11 protein-coding genes are annotated in these 16,138 nt (G+C 48.9%); all 11 read left to right on the top strand.

The genetic code is table 11. The features are described from left to right. Nucleotides 1–3 precede the first annotated feature (3 nt). Nucleotides 4–1,776, top strand: a complete 1,773-nt coding sequence (gene sdhA / locus C0068_RS11470) for a succinate dehydrogenase flavoprotein subunit (RefSeq protein WP_199176161.1) — start codon at nucleotides 4–6, stop codon at nucleotides 1,774–1,776. 17 nt (nucleotides 1,777–1,793) lie between these two features. After that, a complete protein-coding gene (locus tag C0068_RS11475) occupies nucleotides 1,794–2,510 on the top strand; it encodes a succinate dehydrogenase iron-sulfur subunit (RefSeq protein WP_103684628.1) in 717 nt (238 codons plus the stop codon). A gap of 266 nt (nucleotides 2,511–2,776) precedes the next feature. Then, entirely contained in the window at nucleotides 2,777–5,611 is a 2,835-nt protein-coding gene (locus C0068_RS11480) for a 2-oxoglutarate dehydrogenase E1 component (protein ID WP_103684629.1), read from the top strand. A 59-nt stretch (nucleotides 5,612–5,670) separates the two neighbouring features. Next, on the top strand, nucleotides 5,671–6,861 hold the full coding sequence (odhB, locus tag C0068_RS11485; protein ID WP_103684630.1) for a 2-oxoglutarate dehydrogenase complex dihydrolipoyllysine-residue succinyltransferase: 1,191 nt from the start codon (nucleotides 5,671–5,673) through the stop codon (nucleotides 6,859–6,861). Between the two features lie 107 nt (nucleotides 6,862–6,968). Continuing rightward, entirely contained in the window at nucleotides 6,969–8,405 is a 1,437-nt protein-coding gene (gene lpdA / locus C0068_RS11490) for a dihydrolipoyl dehydrogenase (protein WP_103684631.1), read from the top strand. Between the two features lie 140 nt (nucleotides 8,406–8,545). Further along, entirely contained in the window at nucleotides 8,546–9,712 is a 1,167-nt protein-coding gene (sucC, locus tag C0068_RS11495; RefSeq protein ID WP_103684632.1) for an ADP-forming succinate--CoA ligase subunit beta, read from the top strand. Further along, on the top strand, nucleotides 9,712–10,584 hold the full coding sequence (sucD, locus tag C0068_RS11500) for a succinate--CoA ligase subunit alpha (RefSeq protein ID WP_103684633.1): 873 nt from the start codon (nucleotides 9,712–9,714) through the stop codon (nucleotides 10,582–10,584). Before sucC ends, sucD begins: the two co-directional genes overlap by 1 nt. 135 nt (nucleotides 10,585–10,719) lie before the next feature. Further along, nucleotides 10,720–11,325 (top strand): TetR/AcrR family transcriptional regulator, encoded by a 606-nt coding sequence (locus C0068_RS11505; RefSeq protein WP_103684634.1) that lies wholly within the window; start codon nucleotides 10,720–10,722, stop codon nucleotides 11,323–11,325. Nucleotides 11,326–11,349: 24 nt separating this feature from the next. Beyond that, on the top strand, nucleotides 11,350–13,023 hold the full coding sequence (locus tag C0068_RS11510) for an acyl-CoA dehydrogenase family protein (RefSeq protein ID WP_103684635.1): 1,674 nt from the start codon (nucleotides 11,350–11,352) through the stop codon (nucleotides 13,021–13,023). A 96-nt stretch (nucleotides 13,024–13,119) separates the two neighbouring features. After that, a complete protein-coding gene (htpG, locus tag C0068_RS11515; protein WP_103684636.1) occupies nucleotides 13,120–15,024 on the top strand; it encodes a molecular chaperone HtpG in 1,905 nt (634 codons plus the stop codon). 95 nt (nucleotides 15,025–15,119) lie between these two features. Beyond that, entirely contained in the window at nucleotides 15,120–16,136 is a 1,017-nt protein-coding gene (locus C0068_RS11520; RefSeq protein ID WP_103684637.1) for an NAD(P)H-dependent glycerol-3-phosphate dehydrogenase, read from the top strand. The last annotated feature ends 2 nt before the right edge of the window (nucleotides 16,137–16,138 follow it).

Raw genomic sequence — 16,138 nt, forward strand, 5'->3', positions numbered from 1 at the left:
ACAATGGCTAATATTCGTACAATTTCTTTTGATGGTGTAATTGTTGGTGGCGGTGGCGCAGGTATGCGTGCTGCATTGCAGTTGGCACAGTCTGGTTACAAAACAGCAGTAATTTCTAAAGTATTCCCTACGCGTTCACACACTGTGTCTGCTCAGGGTGGTATCACCTGTGCAATTGCGAGTGCTGATCCGCAAGATCAGTGGCAGTGGCATATGTATGACACAGTAAAAGGCTCTGATTACATTGGCGACCAAGAAGCCATTGAATATATGTGTCAAGTTGGCCCAGAAGCGGTTTACGAGCTTGATCACATGGGTATGCCTTTTTCGCGTACCGAAGAAGGTCGTATTTATCAGCGTCCTTTCGGTGGTCAGTCTAAGAATTTTGGTGAGGGTGGCCAGGCTGCACGTACTTGTGCTGCAGCTGACCGTACTGGTCACGCTCTGCTGCACACGCTTTATCAAGGCAACTTAAAGAACAATACCGTTTTCTTTAATGAGTGGTATGCAACGGATCTCGTTAAAAACGAAGACGGAGCAGTTGTTGGTGTTATCGCTATTTGTATCGAAACCGGTGAAGTGGTTTACGTCAAATCAAAAGCGACCGTATTCGCAACAGGTGGTGCGGGCCGTATTTATGCCTCTACTACTAATGCGCACATTAATACTGGTGACGGTGTTGGCATGGCGCTACGTGCTGGCTTCCCAGTTCAAGATATTGAAATGTGGCAGTTCCACCCAACCGGTATTGCCGGGGCCGGCGTACTTGTAACAGAGGGCTGTCGCGGTGAGGGCGGTTATCTAGTCAATAAAGATGGCGAGCGTTTCATGGAGCGTTATGCGCCAAATGCTAAAGATTTGGCAGGTCGTGACGTTGTTGCCCGCTCAATGACTTTGGAAATTCTCGAAGGTCGCGGCTGTGGTCCAAATGGCGATCATGTTTACCTGAAACTGGATCATCTTGGTGAAGAAGTATTGGAAAGCCGTCTGCCAGGTATTTGCGAACTATCGCGTACCTTTGCCCACGCTGATCCAGTCAAAGAGCCGGTTCCAGTAGTGCCGACCTGTCACTACATGATGGGTGGTATTCCCACCAATGTTAACGGTCAAGCATTGACTGTCGACGCTGATGGCAACGATGTGGTTATTCCAGGTTTGTTTGCCTGTGGTGAAGTTGCTTGTGTATCTGTTCACGGTGCAAACCGCTTGGGCGGTAACTCATTGCTAGATTTGGTGGTATTTGGTCGTTCAGCTGGTTTGTATATCGAGAAGAGCCTGCGTGAAGGTATCGAAATGCGCGATGCTTCTGAGGCAGATATCGACCGCGCAATGAGCCGCTTGAATAAGATTAACAGTACTACCGGTGGTGAGAGTGTTTCGGCGCTGCGTACTGAATTGCAAACGATTATGCAGAATCACTTTGGCGTATTCCGCCGCGGTGACTTTATGCAGGAAGGTATCAAGAAGCTGGCTGAACTGCGTGTACGTATTGAAAACGCGCATTTGGAAGACAAGAGCAATGCTTACAATACAGCTCGTATTGAAGCGCTTGAGTTGCATAATTTGTTTGAAGTTGCGGAAGCGACAGCTATCGCTGCTGAAGCGCGTACTGAGAGCCGTGGCGCTCATGCTCGCGAAGACTTCACCGATCGCGATGATGACAACTGGTTGTGCCACTCTATGTACTTCCCTAGCGAAAAACGTGTTGGTAAGCGGGCGGTAAACTTCACGCCTAAAACACGTGAAGCGTTTGCACCAAAAATTCGTACGTACTGATTCAGGGGAAAACGAATATGTTGAAAGTTAGTCTCTATCGTTACAATCCTGAAACTGATCAGGAACCGTACATGCAGGAAGTTGAACTCGATACCGGTGGCAAAGACCTGATGGTATTGGACGTTCTCGAATTGTTAAAAGGCAGTGATCCGTCACTAGCTTACCGTCGTTCTTGCCGTGAGGGTGTTTGTGGTTCAGACGGTATGAACATCAACGGTAAAAATGGTTTGGCGTGTATTACGCCGATTTCTGAAGCGCTGAAAAATGGTAAAGGTGGCAATAAATTAGTATTGCGTCCGTTGCCAGGCTTGCCGGTTATTCGTGACCTTGTTATCGACATGAGTCTTTTCTACAAGCAGTATGAAAAGATTAAGCCGTTCTTGCAAAATGACACGCCAGCGCCCGCTATTGAGCGTTTGCAGTCTCCTGAAGAGCGCGAGAAGTTAGACGGTTTGTACGAGTGTATTCTTTGTGCGTGCTGTTCGACTGCTTGTCCTTCATTTTGGTGGAACCCTGATCGCTTTATTGGTCCAAGTGGCTTATTACAGGCTTATCGCTTTTTGGCGGACAGCCGTGATACGGCAACTGAAGAGCGCCTAAGTGATCTTGATGATCCATTTAGTGTTTTCCGTTGTCACGGTATTCAAAATTGCGTCAATGTTTGTCCTAAGGGTTTAAACCCAACAAAGGCAATTGGCCATATCCGGAATATGTTGCTAAGCAGAGCAACTTAAGTATTCCCTCAGCTAAGGCTGGGCAATAAAACTCTGCGTAAAGTTAGTCCTCTGGCGCCGCTCACGAGCGGCGCCAAATAAAATACACTCGGTGCTTACCGGCACTTTATGAGCGTGAAAGCGTATAAGAGGGAAGGGACGTTCCCTGTGGTGCGAGTCGGTTCTGCGGCGTACACTGAATGCTGCTGGGCTACACAGGATGAGAAGAGCCTTATCGGGCATTGATCATTCAGACTGCCACTTCCCTTATTTTTAGGTGGACAGGAATGCAGAAAAATTCGATGGAGCTTCTATGGAAAAGCTCACATATATCTGGCGGTAATGCGACTTACGTAGAAGAGTTGTATGAAGCCTACCTCACAGACCCAAACGCCGTTTCTGACGAATGGCGTGATTATTTTCAGCAATTGCCCCGCGTCAGTGAAAACACGACGCACGATATCCCTCACTCTCCAGTTCGCGAACACTTTGCTCAGCTAGCAAAGACGCCAATTCGCTACAGCGGCCCGGTGAACAATGACATTAGTGTTCATGAGCGCAAGCAGGTCAGAGTTATTCAGCTCGTTAGCGCCTATCGTCAGCGCGGTCATCAGGAAGCGGAGCTCGATCCTTTAGGTTTGTGGCAGCGGCCACGGGTTCCGGATTTGGAGTTGCAATACCACCAGTTGAGCGAAGCTGATTTTGATACCACCTTCCAAACTGGCAGCCTTTATATCGGCAAAGATCAAGCGACCCTACGCGATATTTATGACGCCCTGCGTTCGACGTATTGCCGCTCTGTTGGCGCTGAGTTTATGCATATTGTCGACACCCGCGAGCGCACTTGGATTCAGCAGCGGATGGAAAGCGTTCGGTCTCAGCCACAGTATGGCGTTGATATTCGCACGCACTTATTAGAGCGCTTAACCGCTGCCGAAGGCTTGGAGAAATCGCTGGGTTCTAAGTACCCAGGTACCAAGCGTTTTGGTTTGGAAGGCGGCGAAAGCTTGATTCCGATGATGGATGCCATCATTCAGCGTGCGGGTTCATACGGTGCCAAAGAAATGGTCATCGGCATGGCTCACCGGGGCCGTCTCAATTTACTGGTCAATATTTTAGGTAAGAATCCTGCCGAGTTATTTGATGAGTTTGAAGGCAAGGTTAAGTACCAAGGCTCAGCCGACGTTAAATACCACCAAGGTTTTTCTTCCAATGTGATGACTCCGGGTGGCGAAGTGCATTTGGCCTTGGCTTTTAACCCCTCGCATTTGGAAATCGTATCGCCGGTTGTTGAAGGCTCGGTAAGAGCGCGCCAAGATCGTCGTAACGACCCAATCGGCGACAAAGTTGTGCCTATCGTTTTGCACGGTGACGCGGCCTTTGCTGGTCAAGGTGTGGTAATGGAGACATTCCAAATGTCTCAAACCCGCGCCTACAAAACAGGCGGCACTGTCCATATCGTTATTAACAACCAGGTTGGCTTTACCACTAGCTTGCAGGAAGATGCACGTTCAACAGAATACTGTACCGACGTTGCGAAAATGGTTCAGGCGCCAATCTTCCATGTTAACGGTGACGACCCAGAAGCGGTGCTCTTTGTTAGCCAACTGGCTGCGGATTTCCGTCAAGAATTTAAGAAAGATGTGGTTGTTGATTTAATCTGCTACCGCCGTCGTGGCCACAATGAAGCTGATGAGCCCTCGGGCACTCAGCCATTGATGTATAACAAAATCAATAAGCAAAAAACCACCCGTGAGCTCTATGTTAACAAACTGCTTGAAGAAGGCGTTGTAAGCAAAGAGCTGGCAGATAAAATGGCTGATGATTACCGTCAGGCACTTGATAATGGTGAGCATGTAGCAAAGAGTTTGGTTATGGAGCCAAACAAAGAGCTGTTTGTCGATTGGACTCCTTATCTTGGTCACGCTTGGGATGTTGCCGGTGATACCACCATTGATCCAAAGTTGCTTAAGGAAACTGCTGAGCTAGTTAATGCGATACCTGAAGGTATTGTGGTTCAGCGTCAGGTCGCCAAGATTTATGAAGATCGCCGCAAAATGGCCGCTGGCGCAATGCCTATTAACTGGGGTTTTGCAGAAACCTTGGCTTATGGGTCGTTGCTTAAGCAGGGGCACAAGGTGCGTTTGACCGGTCAGGATGTTGGTCGCGGTACCTTCTCACATCGCCATGCTGTTTTGCACAGCCAATCTGATGCGCGTCGCTATATTCCTTTACAGAATATGTTTGACGGGCAGCCTGCTTTTTCGATTTTCGACTCTTTGCTGTCAGAAGAAGCGGTACTCGCCTTTGAATACGGTTACTCGACCACGCAGCCTGATGCCCTAGTTATATGGGAAGCGCAGTTCGGTGATTTTGCCAACGGCGCGCAGGTTGTTATAGACCAATTTATTAGTAGTGGTGAATTAAAGTGGGGCCGTTTGTGCGGTTTAACCATGCTTTTACCACATGGCTATGAAGGGCAGGGGCCGGAGCATTCTTCTGCGAAACTAGAGCGATTCTTGCAATTATGTGCAGAGCACAATATTCAAGTGTGTGTTCCGTCTACACCAGCTCAGGTTTATCACATGCTGCGTCGTCAGGCGATTCGCCCGCTGCGTCGTCCTTTAGTCGTGATGTCACCTAAGAGCTTGCTTCGTCATAAAGAAGCGGTATCAAGCATCGAAGAGTTAACCGAAGGTCAATTCCAAAATGTGATTGATGAGACTGATGACATCGATAAGTCAAAAGTTACCCGCATGATTTTGTGCAGCGGTAAGGTGTATTACGATCTGCGTGCAGCTCGTCGTGAACACGGTAAAGACTCAGTAGCTATTGTTCGTCTCGAGCAGGTTTATCCATTCCCTTACGACGATTTGCGTAATGCGATTGCGGGTTATCCAAATCTGAAGAAAGTAGTTTGGTGTCAGGAAGAGCCGCGCAACCAAGGGGCTTGGTATAACAGTCGTCATCGCATGACTCGCGTGATACGCAGCTTTAAACCTGAAAAGAATCTATTGCTCGGTTATGTAGGGCGGGAGCCTTCAGCATCACCTGCGGCTGGTTACATGGCTTTACACCTTGAGCAGCAAGAGAAATTTATTAAACAGGCATTAAAACTGTAAGGTTTTAATCAACTTATAAAGACTGTCTCGTACAGCGATATTAATTGACAGGAATAGTGATGAGCACTGAAATTAAAGCACCAACATTTCCGGAATCAGTCGCAGACGGTTCTATTGCTACATGGCATAAAAAAGTTGGGGAAGCGGTTTCCCGCGATGAGCCACTGGTAGACATTGAAACGGATAAGGTGGTGCTCGAAGTTGTTGCACCCGCTGACGGCGTATTGAAAGAAATTATTAAAGGTGAGGGCGATACCGTTCTTAGCGATGAGCTTATCGCCACGTTTGAAGAGGGCGCGGCGGCAAGTGCTCCTACTGAGTCTGCTCAGCCAGCAGCGGCAGCGCCTGCTGCTACCGCAGACCTAAAAATTAGCCCAGCAGCACGCAAAATGCTAGATGAGAAAGGCATTGATGCGGCCGCTGTTACTGGAACGGGCAAGGGCGGCGTTATTACCAAAGAAGACGTTGCAAACTATAAGCCTGCAGCTGCACCTGCTGCAAAACCAGCAGCAGCCCCAGCGCCAGCGGTTGATGTTCCAGCTGGTGAGCGAGTTGAAAAGCGGGTGCCAATGACCCGTTTGCGCAAGCGTATCGCTGAGCGTCTTCTTGAGGCAACTCATACTACGGCAATGTTGACAACCTTCAATGAAGTCAATATGAAGCCGGTGATGGATTTACGTAATCAATATAAAGATTTGTTCGAGAAATCACACAATGGTACGCGCCTAGGCTTTATGGGTTTTTTTGTGAAAGCTGCCTGTGAATCATTGAAGCGCTTCCCCGCGGTAAATGCCTCTATCGATGGCGATGACGTGGTGTACCACGGTTTCCAAGATGTGGGTGTGGCGGTTTCAACTGAGAAAGGTTTGGTTGTTCCCGTGCTCCGCGATGCTGAAAACATGAGCATGGCGAAAATTGAAGAGAAAATCCGTGAATACGGTTTGCGTGCAAAAGACGGCAAACTAAGTATGGAAGATATGACCGGCGGTACCTTCACCATCACCAATGGCGGTGTATTTGGTTCGCTGCTGTCTACGCCGATTCTCAACCCACCGCAAACCGCTATTTTGGGTATGCACAAAATCCAAGATCGTCCTATGGCGGTTAACGGTGAAGTTGTTATTTTACCGATGATGTACTTGGCGTTGTCCTACGATCACCGCCTTGTAGACGGTAAAGACGCGGTTCAATTTTTGGTCGCAATTAAAGACTTGATTGAAGATCCAGCGCGGATATTACTCGAAATTTAAAACTTAGTTGACGAAAATGACTGATGCCGAAGCTTACGGCATCAGCGTCATTTAGCTGTGGCGTCTTGCTTGGCAGCTAAGCCCAAACTAAAGAACGGGAAGTAAATATGTCGAAATTTGATGTGGTAGTAATTGGTTCTGGCCCCGCGGGTTATGTTGCAGCAATTCGTGCTGCGCAACTTGGTTTGAAAACTGCCTGCGTAGAAAAAGCCCGCAACAAAAGCGACAAATTGGCCTTGGGTGGCACGTGTTTGAATGTTGGTTGTATTCCTTCTAAGGCACTGTTGGACAGCAGCTACAAATACCACGAAGCAAAAGATAATTTTGCTGTACACGGTATTGCTACTGGCGACGTGACGATTGATGTTCCTGCCATGATCAAACGCAAAGACGCGGTTGTTGCGCAGATGATTGGCGGTATTGGTGGCTTATTTCAGGCAAATGGCGTTACTTCGGTAGAGGGCGCCGGTAAAGTGTTGGCCGGCAAAAAGGTTGAAGTTACCGCCGCCGACGGCAGTACCAGCATACTCGAGGCAGAGAATATTATTATCGCCGCGGGTTCTATTCCGGTTGCTATTCCTCCCGCGCCTGTTGACCAAGATATTATTGTGGATTCAACTGGTGCTCTTGAGTTTCAAAGTGTTCCAGCCAAATTAGGTGTCATCGGTGCAGGTGTTATCGGTTTGGAGCTTGGCAGTGTTTGGTCGCGTTTAGGTAGTGATGTTGTTGTGCTAGAAGCACTAGATACGTTCTTGCCGGCGGTAGACGGACAAATTGCTAAAGAAGCGGCGAAGGTGTTTAAAAAGCAAGGCCTAGACATCCGTTTGGGTGCCCGTGTGACTGCAACGAAAACCGCCAAAGGCAAGGTTGAGGTTAGTTACTCGCACAACGACGAAGAGAAAACCGAAACCTTCGATAAGTTAATTGTTTGCGTTGGCCGTAAGCCAATGAGCAGCGGCTTGCTTGCGCCAGATTGCGGCGTAAATCTTGATGAGCGCGGATTCATTTTTGTTAACGATTATTGCGAAACCGACACCGCAGGTGTTTTTGCTGTCGGTGATATTGTTCGCGGCCCGATGCTAGCCCACAAGGGTTCAGAAGAGGGTGTGATGGTAGCCGAGCGCATAGCCGGCCATAAAGTCACGATGAATTACGATTGCATTCCATCTGTTATATACACTCATCCGGAAATTGCCGGTGTGGGTAAGACAGAAGAGCAGTTAAAGGCCGACGGTGTGCCATACAAGGTCGGCACCTTCCCGTTTGCGGCGATTGGTCGCGCGGTGGCGGCAAATGACTCAGTGGGGATGGTGAAAATGATCGCCCATGAAGAGACCGACCGTATTCTTGGCTGCCATATTATTGGTGCTAGCGCGGCGGATCTAGTGCAACAAGTTGTTATCGCTATGGAGTTTGGTTCCTCGGCGGAAGACATTGGTTTGACAGTATTTGGTCATCCAACGCTTTCCGAGGCTGTGCATGAGGCCGCATTAGCGGTGAATGGACAGGCTATCCACATGCCAAACCGCAAGAAGCGTAAATAGATTTGCGGTAGTGCGCGAAATTCGGGAAAATACGCATCCCGATTTCGCGTTGTTACTGCAATGTGCAGAGGGAGCGGGCCAAGTCACTGACAGGATCTAACTCGCTTAACACTTCCACAGACCGAGATGGTAATTCCAACATGAACCTTCACGAGTACCAGGGCAAACAGTTGTTTGCCGAATACGGGCTACCTGTTTCTACAGGATATGCCTGTGATACCCCGGAAGAAGCTGCAGCTGCAGCTGATAAAATTGGCGGCGACAAATGGGTTGTTAAAGCCCAAGTTCACGCTGGTGGCCGAGGCAAAGCTGGCGGCGTTAAGCTGGTTAGCAGCAAAGATGAGATCAAAGCATTTGCTGAAAAGTGGCTAGGTAAAAACCTAGTAACTTATCAGACAGATGAAAATGGTCAGCCTGTTTCTAAAATCTTGGTTGAATCTTGTACTGATATCGATCAAGAACTGTATTTAGGTGCAGTTGTAGACCGTTCTTCACGTCGTATCGTTTTCATGGCATCTACCGAAGGTGGTGTTGAAATCGAGAAAGTTGCAGAAGAGACTCCAGAGAAGATTCTCAAGGCAATTATCGACCCGATGACTGGCGCTCAGCCATACCAAGGCCGTGAGTTGGCTTTCCAGTTGGGCTTAAACCCAACCCAGGTAAAGCAATTCGTTAAGATTTTCTTGGGCTTGGCGCAATTATTCCAAGACAAAGATCTAGCCCTGATGGAAATCAACCCACTGGTTATTACCAGCGAAGGCAATTTGCACTGCTTGGACGCGAAGTTGGTTGTCGATGGCAACGCAATGTACCGTCACCCTGAGCTGAAGGAAATGCATGACCCTTCACAGGAAGACGAGCGTGAAGCACGTGCCGCTGAGTGGGATCTAAACTACGTTGCCCTGACTGGTAATATCGGTTGCATGGTAAACGGCGCTGGCTTGGCGATGGGTACTATGGACATCGTTTCTCTGCACGGCGGTTTCCCCGCTAACTTCCTCGACGTAGGTGGTGGTGCAACTAAAGAGCGTGTTACTGAAGCCTTCAAAATTATCCTTGAAGACAGCAATGTTAAAGCCGTTCTCGTTAATATTTTCGGCGGTATCGTACGTTGTGATCTGATTGCCGAAGGTATTATCGGCGCAGTGAAGGAAGTGGGCGTTAGCGTACCAGTTGTGGTTCGCTTAGAAGGTAACAATGCAGAGCTGGGTTCTAAACTGCTGTCTGACTCAGGCCTCGATATCATCGCGGCAACCAGTCTAACCGACGCAGCTCAGCAAGCTGTTAAAGCAGCAGGGGGCAAATAATGTCTATTCTTATCGACAAAAACACCAAGGTAATCTGTCAAGGTTTCACTGGCGGTCAGGGTACCTTCCACTCTGAGCAAGCGATTGCTTACGGTACGCAAATGGTTGGCGGTGTAACGCCAGGCAAAGGCGGCACCGAGCACCTTGGTCTACCAGTATTTAATACTGTTAAAGAAGCTGTTGACGCTACTGGCGCGGACGCTTCTGTAATCTATGTTCCAGCAGCATTTTGTAAGGATTCTATCCTTGAAGCGGCTACGTCTGGTATTAAACTGATCGTATGTATTACTGAGCACATTCCAGTAATGGATATGCTTGAGTGTAAAGTGAAATGTGACGAGATGGGCGTTCGCCTGATCGGACCTAACTGCCCAGGTGTTATTACACCAGGTGAGTGCAAGATTGGCATTATGCCTGGTCACATTCATTTGCCAGGTAAAGTCGGCATCGTTTCTCGTTCAGGTACTCTGACTTATGAAGCGGTTAAGCAGACTACTGATCACGGTTTTGGCCAGTCTACCTGTGTTGGTATCGGTGGCGACCCAATCCCAGGCTCTAACTTCATCGACATTCTCGCTTTATTCGAGAAAGACCCCAAGACCGAAGCGATTGTGATGATCGGTGAGATCGGCGGTTCAGCAGAAGAAGAAGCGGCTGCTTACATCAAAGCAAACGTAACTAAGCCTGTTGTATCTTACATAGCTGGTGTTACTGCACCTGCTGGTAAGCGTATGGGGCACGCAGGTGCGATTATCTCTGGCGGTAAAGGTACTGCTGATGAGAAATTTGCTGCGCTGCAAGATGCAGGTGTTAAAACTGTTCGCTCATTGGCGGACATTGGCAAAGCATTGAAAGAAGTTACCGGCTGGTAAGTTCCTAGAGCGTTGTTAGGAAAGGCGGCTTCGGCCGCCTTTTTGCGTTTTAAGTACATAATGTTTTGAGCACAATTAGACCTTGATCAAACAAGTGAATCATGATTCACTTGTTTGATATTCGACGGAGTCCCCATGGCATATCGCGAAACCCCGATGGTTACCCAGCGCAAGCTAGCGCAAAAGTCGGGCCTGCTTCACGCAGCTGAATCACTGGTGAGGGAGGGCGGGTTTGCCGCGCTCACTATTCAGGCGGTAGCGTCGCAAGCGGGGGTAGGTGTCGGGACGGTGTATCGCTATTTTCGCAATAAAGATGAATTGAGTACGGAAGTCTTTCGCCGCGCGACGATTCGAGAAGTCGAGGCGGTAAAGGCGGCTTTACAACTAGATGGCTCGGTTGCAGCGCGCTTAGCCGCAGCGGCAGAGACATTTGCGCAGCGGGCATTTGGAGCACCTAAGCTAGCGTGGGCGCTTATAGCAGAGCCAGTTGATCCTGCAGTTGATCACGCTCGTTTGCAGTACCGAAGAACGTATTCCGCATTGTTTGAGGCGGTGATTGCTGAGGGAGTTGAAAGCGGTGTATTGCAGGAGCAAATACCGTCACTGTCCGCAGCAGCACTGGTTGGGGCTATGGCGGAAAGCCTACTCGGTCCGCTAGATCATCCTAGCTGCAATGAGGTAACGACAGCCGCATTGCGCGACTTTTGCCTTCGCGCGGTGGGGGTGATCGATAATTCCTAATTTCAAAATAGTAAGGTGGGTTTTATGTCTATTGAACAAACTACTTCCAAAGCGCATTTAGGCGCAGAAACCCATCAGGTATTTAATCAATCCTCACCGCTGGAGAATTACAATCTTTTCGCCAGTGATCGTGTGCTCCAGGAATCGCTAAGCCATTACGGCGTGGAGGACACCGAACAACTCCTCGCCTACGGTGAGCGCTGCGGTCGCGCTGAGGTGATTCAATGGGGTTTTGACGCCAATGAGCACAAACCCCAGTTTGAAAGTCACGACCGCTTTGGCCATCGCGTGGATCTAGTTAAATTTCACCCCGCTTACCATCAGTTAATGAATATGGCGCTGACCGAAGGTATCCATTCAGGGCCGTGGCAGCCAGATGCGAAGAATGCTCACCTTAAGCGCGCAGCGCTAAGTTATATGCAATCGCAAATTGATGCCGGACACGGTTGCCCCCTCACAATGACTTTTGCCTCGGTGCCAACGATTAAGTTGTGCCCGAGCGTGGCTGAAACCTGGCTGCCTAAAATTTTAAATACGGCGTATCAGCCCGAGAATGTGCCTTATTTTGAAAAGACTGCGGTCACCATTGGAATGGGGATGACGGAAAAGCAGGGCGGCTCAGACGTGCGCGCAAATACCACCGTCGCAGAGCCGGTGAAGGAATCCGGTAATGGCGCGCTTTACACAATTAATGGCCATAAATGGTTTTTATCGGCGCCAATGTGTGATGCCTTCTTAATGTTAGCGCAGTCTAGTGGCGGCCTGAGTTGTTTTTTGGTTCCCCGTTGGCGAGAAGATGGGCAAAAGAATGGCCTGCACGTGCAACGTTTAAAAAATAAAATGGGGAATGTGTCGAATGCCTCTTCAGAGTTGGAGTTGCGCCAAGCCCAAGGCTGGATGGTGGGTGAAGAAGGGCGAGGTGTGGCTGCTATCATCGAGATGGTCGCGCTAACACGTTTCGATTGTATGGTCGGTTCAACGGCGGGGCAACGCCAAGCAGTAGTGCAGGCGGTCAATCATGCGCGCGAGCGCTCGTCCTTCGGTGCACGATTAATCGACCAAGCCCTAATGAAAAACGTGTTGGCAGATTTGCACCTTGAGGTAGAAGGCTCACTTGCGCTGACGATGCGGATGGCGAAGGCCTTAGATAATAACGACGACCCTGCAGAGCAATTGCTGATGCGCTTGGGTACGGCTGTCGGTAAGTTTTGGATATGTAAACGCACCCCCGGACACGCTTATGAGGCGATGGAGTGTTTGGGCGGCAACGGCGTCATTGAAAATTGCATTATGCCAAGGCTCTACCGCGAGGCGCCGATCAACGCGATCTGGGAAGGTTCAGGGAATATTCAGGCCCTGGACGTATTGCGCGCTTTACAGAAAACACCGGCGGTTCTCGATCGTTGGTTTATGGAAATAGCCAAAACCGCTGGCCGCAATACCTTACTAGATAGCGCGGTGAGTAAGCTGAAAGAGACTTTTGCGAGAACCGGTGCGCTTGAGTTTCGTGCTCGCTATTTAATTGAGCAGCTGGCACTAACGATGCAAGCCTCGCTGCTACTTGAGTCGGCGCCAGCAGCGATTGCAGAAGCATTTATTCACTCACGCTTATGCGGTGTGCAGGCGATATACGGTTGTCTACCGGAGAACACTGATGTCGACGCTATATTGGCGCGGGTGTTGCCAGATAATCCTTGATATTGGCCTTGAAAAATTAGGTGGTGACCCCATCTTCTAAGCACTGGCCGTAGTGCGCTGCGGTCACACTTAATTTTTTGAAGAAAGGTAGCAACAATGTCGACAGCAGAAAAAGAAACTCTGGGTTTTCAAACTGAAGCGAAGCAAATGCTGCAGTTAATGATTCACTCAATGTATAGCAATAAGGAAATTTTTCTTAGAGAGCTGGTTTCAAACGCCTCGGATGCCGCAGATAAGCTCCGCTACGAAGCGCTAGCAGATGGATCGCTCTATGAAAATGATCCCGATTTGCGCATTAGAATTACCCTCGACAAAGAAGCCAATACCCTTACCTTAAACGACAACGGCATAGGCATGTCGCGTGAGGAGGTCATTAATAATCTGGGTACCATCGCGCGTTCAGGCACGGCGGAGTTTTTGAAGAACCTGACCGGCGACGGTAAAAAAGATTCGCAATTGATAGGTCAATTTGGTGTCGGTTTTTATTCGGCATTTATCGTGGCTGAACGCGTTGAAGTGTTCACTCGCCGCGCCGGTTTAAGTGCAGCAGATGCAGTGCATTGGGAGTCTAGCGGCGAGGCAGATTTCTCAGTTGAATCCTGCGAGAAGGCCGAACGCGGCACCACCGTGGTATTGCATTTGCGCAAAGAAGATAGCGAATTTACCGACGATTGGCGGGTGCGTTCGATTATCAAAAAATATTCCGACCACATCAGCATTCCGGTTCAAATGTTAAACAATCCACCTGCGCCTAAAGAAGGTGAAGAGCCAGTGGAGCCAAGCTTTGAAGCGGTTAATAGCGCCACCGCGCTGTGGACCCGCTCTCGTAGCGAAGTCACAGATGACGAATATCAGGCTTTCTATAAGCACGTTAGTCATGACTTCAGCCCAGCCTTGCATTGGAGTCACAATAAAGTAGAAGGGAAGCTAGAGTACACCAGTCTTTTGTACTTGCCTGGTCAAGCGCCCATGGATTTATGGAATCGCGATGCTGCGCGCGGTCTTAAATTATACGTTCAGCGCACCTTTATTATGGATGACGCTGAGCAGTTCCTGCCCTTGTACCTGCGTTTTGTTAAGGGTGTTATCGACTCAAATGATTTGTCGTTAAACGTATCTCGCGAAATCTTACAGCAAGACCCCGCCGTTGACGCCATGAAGAGCGCATTAACCAAGCGTGTTTTAGATATGCTGAGCAAACTCGCGAAAAGCGATGTTGAAAAGTATCAGCAGTTCTGGAAAGCCTTTGGTCAGGTAATGAAAGAAGGGCCTGCTGAAGATTTCAGCAACAAGGAAAAAATCGCTAAGCTGCTTAGGTTTGCAACCACCCATGACAATAAGGCTGAGCAGACCCATTCGCTAGAAGATTACGTTGCGCGAATGAAAGAGGGGCAGAATAAAATTTATTATGTGGCCGGTGAAAGCCATAAAACAGCTTCTAACAGCCCTCACCTTGAAGTATTCCGTAAGAAGGGTATCGAAGTGCTGCTGCTGTCTGAGCGCGTTGACGATTGGCTGATGAACCACCTTGCCGAATTCGATGGCAAGCCTTTCTTAGATGTGGGTCGCGGCGACTTGGATTTGGGCGACCTTGAAGACGAAGCCGAGAAAAAAGCTCAAGAAGTCTTGGCAGAGGAGCACAAAGACCTCGTTGAGCGGGTAAATACCGTATTAGCTGAAAAAGTTGAAAAGGTGCGGGTAACCGGCCGTTTGACCGAATCGCCCGCCTGTTTGGTTGTTACTGAGGACGATATGGGGGCGCAAATGCGCCGGATGATGGAGGCGGCAGGGCAGGCATTACCGCCAAGCAAGCCTATTTTTGAGCTGAATCCGCAACACCCCTTGGTGCTTAAGCTAGACAATGAAGCCGATGAGGATCGTTTTGCCGATCTAGTTGATGTTCTATTTGATCAAGCGCATTTAGCGGAGGGAGCACAGCTTGAAGACCCAGCAAGTTATGTTCACAAGCTGAATAAGCTGCTTTTAGAATTAAGCGCATAAATTTGAAGTAAAAGGCGGCGAAAGCCGCCTTTTTTGTTTTAGTCCTGTGCAGCAGTGATAAACTCACGGTAAATAAGACAGGGGTTAGCTAAAATATGGGAAAACAATATAAGGTTGCGATTATCGGTGGTGGCAGCTTTGGAACTGCGATCGCAAATATTATGGCCGACAACGGACATGATACCTGCCAATGGATGAGAACCGCAGAGCGTGTTCAAGAAGTAAACGAATTACATACTAACGAAGTATATCTCCCCGGCATAAAACTCAATCCCTCGTTGCGGGCTAGCAGCAATTTGCAAGAAACGGTCGCAAACTGCGACGCGGTGTTTTTTTCTATCCCAAGTAAGTCTAGCCGAGAGGTGGCAAGGCAATTAGCGGATTACTTAGCACCGGGCACTATTTTGGTCAGCACGACCAAAGGTATTGAGTTTGAAAGTAATAAGTTAATGAGCGAAGTGCTGCGTGAAGAGCTTCCCCAGGTGCGTCTAGGTGTCATGAGCGGCCCAAACTTAGCGAAAGAATTAGCGGCAAGAATGATCACCGGTACGGTTATCGCCAGTGAAGACCCTGAGGTGAATGCAACCATTCAGGAGGTGCTACAGTGCTCGTATTTTAGAGTATATGCAGGTAACGATATGTACGGTGTTGAGCTAGCCGGCGCTTTAAAAAATGTTTATGCCATTACGGCGGGTATGGCTGCGGCTATGGGCTGTGGTCACAATACCATCAGCATGCTGGTAACCCGCAGCTTGGCTGAGATGAGCCGCTATGCAGTGATCAAAGGCGCAGATCCACTCACCTTTATGGGCTTGGCTGGTGTCGGTGATTTGTTCGTTACCTGTACATCGCCATTGAGCCGCAATTACCGCGTCGGCTATGAACTAGGGCAGGGACGAGACTTAAATGAGGTGGTTGCCAGCCTTGGTCAAGTTGCGGAAGGTGTGAATACCTTGCGGCTGATGAAGGAGCAATCTGAGGCCTTAGATATTTATATGCCCTTGGTAAATGGCCTTTACGATATTATTTATAACGGTCGTCAGGTGAGTGAAGTTATCGGCACCATGATGTGTGCCGAGCAGAATCGCGATGTAGAGTTCATCATTAAGTAATG

The sequence above is a fragment of the Zhongshania marina genome (assembly GCF_002915595.1).
Taxonomy (GTDB): domain Bacteria; phylum Pseudomonadota; class Gammaproteobacteria; order Pseudomonadales; family Spongiibacteraceae; genus Spongiibacter; species Spongiibacter marinus_B.